Here is an 11,739-nt window from a genome sequence, read left to right as displayed (position 1 = left end):
GCCGTCATACCGCCGCGCAAGAATGCCAAGCCGTGGAAGCCATCGACTGCAGGGGCTATCGCTCGGAACGAGGCGCTGCGCGCTTCGAAATACCTTGGCCGCGCCATCTGGAGAAAATGGAGCGGATACCACCGACGAAGCCGCGCCGAGACGAAGATGCATTGCGTGAAGCTGCTGGGGCAGAGCCTCATGGCGCGCGACTTCGATCGTCAGGTCGCCGAACTTCAGATCCGCGCCGCCGTGCTCAACGGCTACACCGCGCTCGGCATACCCGTCACAGAGCCTGTGGGATAATTGCGTCCGGGGAAAGGGGAACTCCGGACGTTACCGACTTTGCGCAACAAAGCCGATTTATGGCGCGCAATCAAATCTTTCATCCTATCTGATTGGCGTCGAAAAATCGGGCAGGTGTAGCTACCAAAGATCAAAGAAGAAGGCGCGCCTCGGACATCCGATAGTGCGAACAGGCCTTTGGAAATCCCTCCGTCAGAAAGCAATTTGTGTGCCGAAAACTCGGGCGCACATTCGCCAAGCCTCGCCTCACATCTAGCCTCAGCAGCCGATGCTTCGTCTAAATATTCAAGAAAAGCAGCTTTGCTTAGACCCATCGCATCTTCAAATTGCTCTTCGGACATGGCGTCCATCTCGTCCCGCATTTCAAATGCAATTCTGCTCATTGAAGCACTCCTTCAATGCAAAAATATACAGATTAAAGGCTGAGATGGCCAGCTATTCTCAGAGCACTGATCACTCCCATCGGACATTCGACCAGAGTGCAACATTCGACAAAATGGGGTCGGAGCGGACGCTGCGCTCCGACCCCAGCAACCATTCACATTCCCCCCGACGAGCAAAGGCCCCCGCGTGGGGGGCCTTTTCTATCGCGAAACCAAGCAGTCCTGGTCGCGGGTTTCAGTCGGCGGCGACCGTTGTCTGGCGCTGCTCGCCCAGCCCCTCGACCCGCACCACCATCTCGTCGCCCGGACGCAGGAAGCGCTGCGGTTTCATGCCCATGCCAACGCCCGACGGCGTGCCGGTGGCGATGATGTCCCCCGGCACCAGCTTCATGAACTGCGACATGTAAGAAATGATCTCGGCCACGCCGAAAATCATGTCCGAGGTGTCGCTGTCCTGCACCGTCTCGCCGTTCAGATCCAGGCTCACCTTCAGGTTCTGCGGATCGGCAACCTCATCGGCTGTCACCAGCCACGGTCCGGTCGGCCCAAAGGTCGGGGCCGATTTGCCCTTGATCCATTGGCCGCCCTTCTCGATCTGAAACTCACGCTCGGACACATCGTTGATGACGCAATAGCCCGCGACATAAGACAGCGCATCCGCCTCGGACACATAAGAGGCGGTCTTGCCGATCACCACACCCAGTTCGACCTCCCAGTCACCCTTGACCGAATTGCGCGGGATCACAACCGGGTCATAGGGGCCGGACAGGGCAGAGCTGGCCTTGGAAAACAGGATCGGCTCCTTGGGCGGTTCCGCGCCCGTTTCCGCCGCGTGTTTGGCATAGTTAAGCCCGACGCAGAAGAAATTCGGCACCGAGGCAAGGCAAGCGCCGATCCGGCCCGGATCGCCCACCACCGGCAGGCTGGCGGGGTCAATGGCCCGCAACCGGTCCAGCGCCTCCAGCGACACGGTCTGCCCTTCGAAATCCGCCACATGGGCCGACAGGTCGCGCACCTGCCCGTCGCTGTCCAGCAGTCCGGGCTTTTCACCGCCCACGGGGCCAAATCGCAATAGTTTCATGTCTTTCCCATTCCTTGTTCCTGGGGTCCGCGGTTGTCTGATCCGGGCTCACTTCTCCGCCGGGGCGGGCTCTGCCTCTTCGGCATCGAACACATCGACGACATTGACCAGCAGATGGTCAAGATGCGCCTGCACAGAGGTCTGCGCCGCGACGGCATCGCGGGCACGCAAGGCGGTGACAATATCCGCGTGCTGGCGCAGCACCCTATCGCGGGATCGTTTCCGGCTGGCCGACAGATAGCGCGCCCGCCAAAGCCGCGCCAGCAGCGCGCCATGGGTCTCGTCCAGAACCGGATTGCCCGCCGCGCGGGCAATCGCCCGGTGAAAGCTCATGTCCAGTTCGAACAGATCCAGCCGGTCAAGTTTGTCGTAGTCGCGCTCCATGCGGCCCGCCACCTCGGCGATCTCGTCGATCTCGGCGTCACTGGCGCGCTGACAGGCCAGCCGGGCCGACAGCACCTCCAGCGCCGCCATCACCTCGATGTTGTGCGCGACGTCCTCAAAGCTGGGCTTGGCAACGATGGGGGACCTTGCGGGGCGCAACTGGACCAGCCCCTCTTTCGCCAACATCCGAATCGCCTCGCGCATTGGCGTGCGGCTGACACCAAGTTCCGCCGCATGGTCGCGCTCCTTGACCGGCGCACCGGGGGGCAACTTGCCGCGCAAGATGTCCCTGCGCAATCGAGTCGCGATCTGTTCAGGCAGTGTCCCGTCTACCATGGCGCAGCCCACCTCTCTGAATCCGCACCTTTTTCCGCGCCAACCAGGGCGCCCCTGCATGAAGAAGATTTGGTATACCAAAATTCCTTGCCTGTCGATAAGGCTTTGGTTAGCGTGGCGTTGCCGGGTGGTATACCATCCTGGTCAGGGGGCTTGCCCCCGGATTTAAAACAGGCGGGGGGGAGCCCGCCGCAGGGAGGAACACATGAAGAATCTTCTGACGACGGCCGCGGCCGTTGCCATTGTCGCATCCGCGGCCACCGCGCAGGACGTCACCCTGCGCATCCAGTCACACTATGCGACCGAACATCCCTCGGGCATTCTTGCGGCACAGTTCGCCGATGACATCGAGGTCATGTCCGGCGGTGCAATCGACATCGAGATCTTCTACAGCTCGTCCGTCGTGGCCACGACCGAGACCTTTGACGCGGCCATCAACGGCATCCTCGACTGCGACATGACCGGCGGTGCCTACCAGACCGGCAAGAACCCGGCGTTCCAGTTTGTCGGCGACATCATGGGCGGCTATGACACCCCGTGGCAGCAGCTGAGCTGGCTGTATTACGGCGGTGGCTACGAGGCCGCGCAGGAACTCTACAACGCCGAGAACATGCAGCTGGTCGGCTGGTGGATCTACGGTCAGGAATCGCTGTCCTCGTCCAAGCCGCTCGCCGGTCCCGACGATCTGAAAGGCTGGAAATTCCGTTCGCCTCCGGGCCTGGAAACAGAGATCTTCGAAGAACTGGGCGCCCAGCCGATCGTGATGGACTTCACCGAGATCTTTACCGCGCTTGAAACCGGCATCATCGACGGCGCCGACGCATCGGGCCTGAACAACAACGTCGGCCTGGGTCTCTATGACATCGTCAACCATGCCACCTACCCCGGCTTCCACTCGATGCCGTCGGACCACCTTGCCTGTAACCTCGACGTCTGGAACGGGTTGAGCGATCAGCACAAGCGTATCATCGACACCGCCATGCAGAAACTTGCCCTGCACACCGCGCTGTCGAATGAAAAGAAGAACGCCGAAGCCGCTGCCATGCTGACCGCCAAAGGCGTGACGCTGCATGAATGGTCGGCCGCAGACCGCGCCGACTTCCGCAAGGCTGCACAGGTTGCATGGGACCGCTGGGCCGAAAAGACGCCCGAGGCCGCCGCGCTTGTCGCCAGCCACCGTGCCTACCTGGGCCAGCTTGGCCTGCTTGCCGACTGATCGCCTGATCTGACGGACGAGTGACACAGCGGCGGACTCTGTACAGGGTCCGCCGCTTTTCGTCTCAAGAACAGGCCGGAACAACGAAATAGGCCAACACAACAAGGAGGCAGGGCATGAATTCCGAAAGCGTGTGGCTGGGGCCACTCAGAACGCCGGTGCGGTGGGCCATGATCGTCTTTTGCGCGCTGGCGCTGGTGATCTACGCTTGGCTGATCCTCAGCCTGTTCATCACCGACGAACCGCTTGGCGTGCATGAAATGATCCGCCCGGAAGGCCGGATGATCGTCGTCGCCATGATGACCACACTGACGCTGGCGCTGATCTTTGCCGCGATCTTTACCTCTGACATCCGGGGCTCGATCGAGGTGGAACGCACCGGGCCCTTTGACATCCTCAGCCTGATCCTGGGACGGCTGTCGATGATCGGGATCACCTTCATCGTCCTCGTGATGTTCTACGAGGTGGTCGCCCGCTACGTCTTTAGCGGCGGCACCCTTTGGGCAAACGAACTGTCGCTGTGGATCGCCGCCATCGTCTTTCTGTTTGCCGGGCTCTACGCCATGCAGCAGCGCAGCCACATCCGCATCTATGTGATCTACGACATGATGCCCCGCTGGCTGCAAAAACTGTCGGACATCATCTCTGTTTCGCTGATCTGGGTCTTTGCCTTCTGCCTTGTCTGGGGCGGCTACGCCGACGCCAAGCGGCGTCTCCTGCGCCTCGAAGGCTACGGCTCTGCGTGGGATCCGCCCATCCCCGGCACCGTCAAGACCGCCGTTCTGGTGATCGTCATCATGGTTGCGCTACAGGCGCTGTCAAACCTGATAGCCGACTGGAACAAAGCCCCCGAACACCACAACCCTGCCGATGAGATCGACGAAACAGAGATCGAGAACATCCGCAAAACCCTGGAAGTGGACAAGAACTGATGGTCGACATCGGCACACTCTCCCTCGTTGTTCTATTGCTGATGTTCGTGCTGCTGGCCATCGGTATGCCGCTGGGCTTTGCCTCGGCCTTTCTGGCCGTGGTCACGCTGTACCTGAAATTCGGCGACGACATCCTGTTCCGCAGCTTTGGCCAGGGGCCATTCAACGTGCTGGGTCAGGCGGTTTACCGACAGATGGTCAACTACGTCCTGATATCGGTGCCGTTATTCATCTTCATGGCGGCGCTGCTGGAACGCTCCGGCATTGCGCGCGACATGTATTCCTCGCTCAATGTCTGGCTGTCACGCACCCGTGGCGGCATCGCCATCGTGACCTCGATCATGGCCGTCATCATGGCCGCCATGTCCGGGATCATCGGTGGTGAGGTGGTCCTGCTGGGCCTGATCGCCCTGCCCCAGATGCTGCGGCTGGGCTATAACCAGAACCTAGCCATCGGAACCATCTGCGCCAGCGGCAGCCTTGGCACCATGATCCCGCCGTCGATCGTGCTGATCTTTTACGGGCTGGTGACAGAGACCTCGATCAAGGCGCTGTTCACCGCGTCCTTCCTGCCCGGTTTCATGCTGGCCAGCTTCTTCATTGTCTACATCATCATACGCACCCAGCTTGACCCGGATCAGGCCCCCCTGCCACCGCAGGAACCCGGTGCGCCCGAAGGCAATGAAAAACGGCTGATGTTCCTTGGCTTCGTGTCGCGCTTTGGCATGTGGATCACCGGGGTTCTGACCCTGCGGGCGCTGTTCTTCACCGTGACCGGCAACAACGTGATCACCGAAGGCGTCGATCCGATCTTTCTGGGAATGGTCGCGGACATCCCGTGGCTGATCGGCACCTTTGTCCTGTTCGGCGTGATCATGTATTTCATCGTCGGGATGGAACGCACCGCCAAGGGCTGGGAAATGGGCTATGGCCTGATTGCCCCCATCGTGGTGATCGGCGTTGTCCTTGGGTCGATCTATGGCGGCATCACCGGCATCACAGAGGCGGCCGGCATGGGCGTTGTCGCGGTCTTTACCATCGGCATGATCCGCCGAGAGATGACGTTCGAGATTGTCTGGGACGCGCTTTTGCGCACGCTGAAGTCCACCGGCACGATCATCTGGGTCACCATCGGTGCTGCGGCGCTTGCGGCGGCCTATACGCTGGCGGGCGGGCCGACCTATGTCGCCAACCTGATTGTCGGCGCGGACATGCCCACCATGGGTATCATCCTTGTCATGATGGTGGTCTTCCTCATCATGGGGATGTTCATGGACTGGGTCGGCATCGTGTTGCTGATCATGCCGGTCTTCCTGCCCATCGTGGTGCGGCTTCCGGCAGAGGAAATCGGCTTTCTGGGTAGTGTGGACGCGCGCTATGTTCCGATCTGGTTCGGCGTGGTGTTCTGTATGAACATGCAGGTCAGTTTCCTGTCACCCCCCTTTGGGCCCGCCGCCTTCTACCTCAAATCGGTGGCACCGCCGCATATCTCGCTTACGGATATCTTCCGCGGCTTCCTGCCCTTCATCGCCCTGCAACTGCTGGCGCTGTCGGTGCTTCTGGCCTGGCCGCCCATCGTCACGATCTTCCTGTGACGGTTTGAACCTTGTCCGGACCGGGTACGCCCTGGTCCGGTCGTTCCTGCCCCCTTCGGTCCCTTTCGCGACGGGGCGCCTGACAATCCCCTTTGACGGAGGTGTGTCCATGCCTCGCATGTTGACCCCGGACCAAATCGACCATTTCAATACCCAAGGCTACCTCGTCATCGACGACGTGCTGGACAGCGCCACGCTTGACGCGGTCAGAGCGGAATACAGCGACCTTCTCGACAGGCTCTATGCGGGCTGGCAGGCTCAGGGCCTTGTCCGCGACGGCAGCGGCCTCGATTTCTGGCAAAAGCTGCTGCTCTCCTACAAGGCCGGCTGCGACTGGTTTCAGCCGATGGATATTTCCCTGCCCGGCGGTGAGATCACCGCCGACACCCCGTTCCACTTTGGTCCCGCCGTCTTTGACATGCTGACCCACCCGCACCTGCTGGACATGGTCGAGGATCTCATCGGGGCCGAGCTGACCTCGAATCCCATCCAGCACGTCCGCCTGAAACCGCCCTCCGTGACGCTGCGCTCGGACGAATTGCGCGCCCATGTCACCACCACCGACTGGCATCAGGACCGCGCCGTCGCGCATGAATCCGGCGACACCACACAGATGGTCACCGTCTGGCTCGCGATCACCGATGCCACGGTCGACAACGGCTGCCTGCAGGTCGTGCCGGGCAAACCGCAGATGTACCCGCATTGCCCGCAGAAACAGACCGCCATCGCGCCGGGCTGTTTGGATGAGACACAGGCCCGCCCCCTGCCGGTTCGTGCAGGCGGCGCGGTGCTGTTCCACCCACTCACACCCCACGCCTCGCTGGCCAACCAATCCGACCAGTTCCGGTGGAGCTTTGACATCCGCTTCAACGTGACCGGCCAACCCACCGGGCGCTCGCATTTCCCCGAATTCATCGCCCGCTCGCGCTCATCCCTCGAAACCGAACTGCGCGACTGGCGCATCTGGCAGGCGATGTGGCAAGACACCCGCGCGCGCCTCTCCGGCCAGCCGCATATCCCGATCCACCGCTGGAGCGCCGACAGCCCGGTCTGCGCCTGACCCCTCAATCCTTGCCGCGCCCCCCGTTTCTTCTGGCCTGAAATATCCCGGGGGGGCCGCAGGCGGGGGGCAGCGCCCCCCTCAACAGCCGAGAATCACAATGCCCAACACCGTCCGCCTGTCCGACGCCGACAATGTCGTCACCGCCGTCACCCCGCTTGAAATCGGGCAAGAGGGCGCCACCCAGCTGATCCCGCGCGGGCATAAACTCGCCACGCAAGACATCCCCAAAGGCGCGCCGGTGATCAAATACGCCCAGGTCATTGGCTACGCGGCAGAGGACATCGCCCCCGGCGCCCATGTCCACACCCACAACCTGGACTTCCGCAACGTCGACATGGCCTATGAGTTCGGCACCAACCTGCGCCCCGTGACCCCCGCCGCAACCCAAGACACTTTCATGGGCTACCGCCGCGACACCGGCCGCACCGGCACCCGCAACTACATCGCCGTCCTCACCTCGGTGAACTGTTCCGCCACCGCCGCGCGCAAGATCGCCGCCCATTTCACCGAGGACAAACTGGCCGCCTACCCCAATGTCGACGGCGTTGTCGCCTTTGTCCACGGCACCGGCTGCGGCATGGCCGGTCAGGGCTCCGAGGGGTTCGAGGCGCTGCAGCGGGTCATGTGGGGCTATGCCCGCAACCCCAACGTCGGCGGCGTGCTGATGGCGGGCCTTGGCTGTGAGATGAACCAGATCGACTGGCTGGTCGAGGCCTACGGCCTCAAACCCGGCCCCCTGTTCCAGAGCATGAACATCCAGGACGTGGGGGGCCTGCGCAAATCCATCGAACTGGGCATCGCCAAGATCGAAAAGATGCTGCCCGTGGTCAATCAGGCCACCCGCACCGAATGCCCCGCCTCTGACCTCATGGTCGCCCTGCAATGCGGCGGCTCTGACGCGTGGTCCGGCATCACCGCCAACCCCGCCGTCGGCTACGCCTGTGACCTGCTGGTCGCCCAAGGCGGCACCGGGGTCTTGGCCGAGACGCCGGAGATCTACGGCGCCGAACACCTGCTGACCGCCCGCGCCGTCGACCAAGCCACCGGCGAAAAACTCATCGACCTGATCCGCTGGTGGGAGGATTACACGGAACGCAACAAGGGCAGCATGGACAACAACCCCTCCCCCGGCAACAAGAAGGGCGGGTTGACCACCATCCTTGAGAAAAGCCTCGGCGCGGCGGCCAAGGGCGGCACGACGCCGCTGAGCGGCGTCTACAAATACGCCGAACCCGTGACGGCCCGCGGCTTTACCTTCATGGACAGCCCCGGCTACGACCCCGCCAGCGTCACCGGCCAGATCGCATCGGGCTGTAACCTCGTCTGTTTCACCACCGGGCGCGGATCGGCCTTTGGTGCCAAACCCAGCCCCTCGATGAAGGTCGCCACCAACACCCAGATGTTCGACCGCATGACAGAGGACATGGACATCAACGCCGGCACCATCCTGAGCGACGGCAAATCCGTCGAACAGGTCGGCCGCGAGATCTATGAGATGTGGCTGCGCATGGCCTCCGGCGAACAGTCCAAATCGGAACAGCAGGGCCTTGGCGACTATGAATTTGTGCCTTGGCAAATCGGGGCGGTGATGTGATGACAACGCCGCTTCCCCTTTGCGTGATCGGCGCAGGCAGCATCGGACGCCGCCATATAGAGGTCGCCGTCGACTCGCCCGCCATCACCCTGACCGCCGTGGTCGAACCCCATGCCGAAACCCGCGCGAAACTGGCGCAACAGGGCCTGAACGCGGTCGCTACCCTCGACGAGGTGCCCGCCGAAACCCGCGCCTGCGTGATCGCAACGCCAACGCCGGATCACCTGCCCTCGACCCTCGCGGCGCTGGGGCGCGGCTGGGCGGTGCTGGTGGAAAAACCCTTTGCAGAATCCCTCGACAATGCCCGCGCCATGATGGAGGCCGCCGACACCGCAGGCCTGCCGCTCATCGTCGGGCATCACCGCCGCTGCCATCCCTATGTCATGGCCATGCGCGAGGCCCTGCCCGCCATCGGTCAACTTGTCGGGCTGCAAGGCTTTTGGTCGGTGCGCAAACACAACACCTATTACGATGTGCCATGGCGTCGCCTGCCCGGCGCCGGGCCGCTGGCCAGCAACCTCAGCCATGAGATTGACCTCTTGGGCTTTTTCACCGGCCTGCCGACCGAGGTCACGGCGCTCACCTCTTCCGCCACACGCGGACTGGTGATCGAAGACACTGCCGCGCTGGCCTTCCGGTTTGAAAACGGCGCGCTGGGGTCTTTCCTGATGTCCGACGCCGGGGCCTCGCCGTGGTCGTTTGAGGCAACATCGGCAGAGAACCCAGAAATCGCCGGATCAGATCAGGACTACCTGCGCTTTACCGGCACCTTGGGCGCGCTGGCCTTTCCGTCCCTGACCCTTTGGGGCGCAAGCGATCCGGGTGAGGTCGAATGGTCCAAACCGCTGAAACGCACGCCGGGGCCGCATTTCGACAGGATCGACCCGATCCGCGCCCAGATCGACCGCTTTGCCGCGTTTCTCGAAACCGGCAGCGATGACGTCCTCTGCCGCCCCGCCGACGGGCTTGCGGCGCTGGAAATGACGCTGGCCACCGCGCTGTCCGGCAAGACACACCGCCCGGTCAAACGGGGCGAGGTGCCCGGCGATTTCACAGGAGTTCTGACATGAGACTAAAGGGCAAACGCGCCTTCATCACCGCCGCCGGTCAGGGCATTGGCCGCGCCATCGCCGAAAGCTATGCCCGTGAGGGCGCCGAGGTCACCGCCACGGACCTGAACGGCGACCTGCTACAGGGGCTTCAGGGGACAACCTTCGCGCTGGACGTGACTGACAAGGCATCGCTGACCCGCGCCATAGAGGCCGCCGCCCCGGACATTCTGGTCAACTGCGCCGGGTTTGTGCATGCGGGCGCGCTGCTGGACGCCACCGATGACGACTTTGACTTTGCCATGACGCTGAATGTCCGCTCGCAGTTTCACAGCATGCAGGCGGCCCTGCCGGGCATGATACAGCGCGGCGGCGGGTCCATCGTCAATATCGCCAGCATTGCGGGCAGCATCGTCGCCGCGCCGAACCGCTGCATTTATGGCGCGTCCAAGGCGGCGGTGATCGGCCTGACCAAATCCGTGGCGCTGGACTATGTGACCAAGGGCATCCGGGTGAACTGCATCTGTCCCGGCACGGTCGACAGCCCGTCGCTGCACGACCGGCTGCGCGCCATGGGCGACTACGAGGAGGCGCTCAAGGCGTTCAATGCGCGCCAGCCCATGGGCCGCATCGGCACCCCGCAGGAAATCGCCCATCTGGCGGTCTATCTGGGCTCTGATGAGTCCGCCTTTACCACCGGGCAGGCACATGTGATCGACGGCGGTTGGGCCACCGGCTGAGCCTCCGCGCCGGGCGTCGGGGCTTGGCCCCACCCCGGGCGCAAATCCTAACACTTCGTAAAATCGTCTCTGTAACCCATTGATTTTGCATAACCGAAAACCTGTCCACGCGTGGACACCCCATTGACGCCGCTCTGTCGGCGGCGCAAGAACCCCTCATGTCAGACCCAAAACCCCGCGAAGATCGAACCGCCTCCGGCGTCCTGCTGATGATGCTGGCGGTGGTCGGATTCACCTGTATCGACAGCGCCGCCAAATGGCTGATCCTCGCCGGCCTGCCCGCCCTTCAGGTCGTCTTTGCCCGCTATGCCGGGCATTTCATCGTCGCCGTCACGCTCTATGGATCGCAAGAGGGCCGCCAGGCCTTCGTCTCCAACGCGCCCGTCCGACAGCTGATGCGCAGCTTTTTCCTGCTCGGCAGCACGGTGTGCAATTTCACCGCGCTAAAATACCTGCCGATCACCGTGACCACCACGATCATGTTCGCCGGGCCGATTGTTGTCACCCTGCTGGCCATCCCGATCCTCGGCGAAAAGGTCGGCCTGCGCCGGATCGTCGCCGTCTGCGTCGGTTTTCTGGGGGTGATCGTGGTGATGCAGCCCTGGGGGATCAGCTTTCACCCCGCCATGTTCCTGTCACTCGCCGCGCTGACCATGGCCGCCTGCTACTTCATCATGACCCGCCTGCTGGCCGGGGTCGAAGGCAACGCCACCCAACAGATCTGGTCCAGCGGCGCGGCCACACTCGCCCTGCTGCCGTTTGTGCTGGGCGGCTGGACCTGGCCACAAGGCAGCGCATGGATCGCCTTTGTCCTGATCGGCATGTTCGGCGCAGGCGGCCATATCGCCGCCGTGACCGCCCACCGTCTCGCCGATGCCTCGATCCTGGCGCCAGTGATCTACATCCAGATCTTTCTGGCCGCGATGGCCGGCATCCTGCTGTTCGACACCTGGCCCACGATCTGGACGCTGGGCGGCGGGGCGATCATCATCGCCTCCGGCCTCTACATCTGGCAGCGTGAGCGCAAGGTCCGGGGCCGCGTCCGCCGCCCCGTTCCCAACACCCGCTGAAC

At 62.9% G+C, this 11,739-nt stretch carries 12 protein-coding genes; 9 read left to right on the top strand and 3 right to left on the bottom strand.

The window, feature by feature from the left end:
* Positions 1–294 (top strand): transposase (locus CHB90_RS05990; RefSeq protein WP_141135810.1); only part of this gene is annotated, 294 nt, incomplete at its 5' end.
* On the opposite strand, the gene CHB90_RS26100 is transcribed toward CHB90_RS05990, so the two are convergent.
* From CHB90_RS26100 to CHB90_RS05980, 3 genes are all read right to left on the bottom strand, one after another.
* A complete protein-coding gene (locus CHB90_RS26100) occupies positions 252–677 on the bottom strand; it encodes a hypothetical protein (protein WP_141135809.1) in 426 nt (141 codons plus the stop codon). The two genes, CHB90_RS05990 and CHB90_RS26100, sit on opposite strands and share 43 nt — an antisense overlap.
* A 235-nt stretch (positions 678–912) precedes the next feature.
* Positions 913–1,758, bottom strand: a complete 846-nt coding sequence (locus tag CHB90_RS05985; RefSeq protein WP_089276943.1) for a fumarylacetoacetate hydrolase family protein — start codon at positions 1,756–1,758, stop codon at positions 913–915.
* A 48-nt stretch (positions 1,759–1,806) separates the two neighbouring features.
* A complete protein-coding gene (locus CHB90_RS05980; RefSeq protein ID WP_089276942.1) occupies positions 1,807–2,478 on the bottom strand; it encodes a GntR family transcriptional regulator in 672 nt (223 codons plus the stop codon).
* A gap of 205 nt (positions 2,479–2,683) precedes the next feature.
* Between CHB90_RS05980 and CHB90_RS05975 the strand changes: the two genes are divergently transcribed.
* From CHB90_RS05975 to CHB90_RS05940, 8 genes are all read left to right on the top strand, one after another.
* On the top strand, positions 2,684–3,694 hold the full coding sequence (locus CHB90_RS05975) for a TRAP transporter substrate-binding protein (protein WP_089276941.1): 1,011 nt from the start codon (positions 2,684–2,686) through the stop codon (positions 3,692–3,694).
* A 116-nt stretch (positions 3,695–3,810) separates the two neighbouring features.
* A complete protein-coding gene (locus tag CHB90_RS05970; RefSeq protein WP_089276940.1) occupies positions 3,811–4,626 on the top strand; it encodes a TRAP transporter small permease subunit in 816 nt (271 codons plus the stop codon).
* Positions 4,626–6,221 carry a TRAP transporter large permease gene (locus tag CHB90_RS05965; protein WP_089276939.1) on the top strand — a complete coding sequence of 532 codons (1,596 nt, stop codon included), beginning with the start codon at positions 4,626–4,628 and terminating at the stop codon, positions 6,219–6,221. The genes CHB90_RS05970 and CHB90_RS05965 overlap by 1 nt, the downstream gene beginning before the upstream one ends.
* A gap of 109 nt (positions 6,222–6,330) precedes the next feature.
* Entirely contained in the window at positions 6,331–7,281 is a 951-nt protein-coding gene (locus tag CHB90_RS05960; RefSeq protein ID WP_245823177.1) for a phytanoyl-CoA dioxygenase family protein, read from the top strand.
* A 100-nt stretch (positions 7,282–7,381) separates the two neighbouring features.
* Entirely contained in the window at positions 7,382–8,878 is a 1,497-nt protein-coding gene (locus CHB90_RS05955) for a UxaA family hydrolase (RefSeq protein WP_089276937.1), read from the top strand.
* The gene (locus tag CHB90_RS05950; RefSeq protein WP_089276936.1) at positions 8,878–9,948 is read left to right on the top strand and encodes a Gfo/Idh/MocA family protein; all 1,071 of its coding nucleotides are present in this window, start codon (positions 8,878–8,880) and stop codon (positions 9,946–9,948) included. The genes CHB90_RS05955 and CHB90_RS05950 overlap by 1 nt, the downstream gene beginning before the upstream one ends.
* Positions 9,945–10,667, top strand: a complete 723-nt coding sequence (locus tag CHB90_RS05945; RefSeq protein WP_089276935.1) for an SDR family oxidoreductase — start codon at positions 9,945–9,947, stop codon at positions 10,665–10,667. Before CHB90_RS05950 ends, CHB90_RS05945 begins: the two co-directional genes overlap by 4 nt.
* Positions 10,668–10,825: 158 nt before the next feature.
* The gene (locus tag CHB90_RS05940; RefSeq protein WP_089276934.1) at positions 10,826–11,737 is read left to right on the top strand and encodes a DMT family transporter; all 912 of its coding nucleotides are present in this window, start codon (positions 10,826–10,828) and stop codon (positions 11,735–11,737) included.
* Positions 11,738–11,739 lie beyond the last annotated feature (2 nt).

The sequence above is a fragment of the Antarctobacter heliothermus genome, from assembly GCF_900188425.1.
Classification (GTDB): Bacteria; Pseudomonadota; Alphaproteobacteria; order Rhodobacterales; family Rhodobacteraceae; genus Antarctobacter; species Antarctobacter heliothermus.
This window is presented reverse-complemented; position numbering and strand designations above follow the sequence as displayed.

Coding starts and splice junctions, on each gene's coding strand:
- CHB90_RS05970 (WP_089276940.1), top strand. CDS start 3,811: ATGAATTCCGAAAGCGTGTGGCTGGGGCCACTCAGAACGCCGGTGCGG.
- CHB90_RS05985 (WP_089276943.1), bottom strand. CDS start 1,758: ATGAAACTATTGCGATTTGGCCCCGTGGGCGGTGAAAAGCCCGGACTG.
- CHB90_RS26100 (WP_141135809.1), bottom strand. CDS start 677: ATGAGCAGAATTGCATTTGAAATGCGGGACGAGATGGACGCCATGTCC.
- CHB90_RS05965 (WP_089276939.1), top strand. CDS start 4,626: ATGGTCGACATCGGCACACTCTCCCTCGTTGTTCTATTGCTGATGTTC.
- CHB90_RS05980 (WP_089276942.1), bottom strand. CDS start 2,478: ATGGTAGACGGGACACTGCCTGAACAGATCGCGACTCGATTGCGCAGG.
- CHB90_RS05975 (WP_089276941.1), top strand. CDS start 2,684: ATGAAGAATCTTCTGACGACGGCCGCGGCCGTTGCCATTGTCGCATCC.
- CHB90_RS05960 (WP_245823177.1), top strand. CDS start 6,331: ATGCCTCGCATGTTGACCCCGGACCAAATCGACCATTTCAATACCCAA.
- CHB90_RS05940 (WP_089276934.1), top strand. CDS start 10,826: ATGTCAGACCCAAAACCCCGCGAAGATCGAACCGCCTCCGGCGTCCTG.
- CHB90_RS05950 (WP_089276936.1), top strand. CDS start 8,878: ATGACAACGCCGCTTCCCCTTTGCGTGATCGGCGCAGGCAGCATCGGA.
- CHB90_RS05945 (WP_089276935.1), top strand. CDS start 9,945: ATGAGACTAAAGGGCAAACGCGCCTTCATCACCGCCGCCGGTCAGGGC.
- CHB90_RS05955 (WP_089276937.1), top strand. CDS start 7,382: ATGCCCAACACCGTCCGCCTGTCCGACGCCGACAATGTCGTCACCGCC.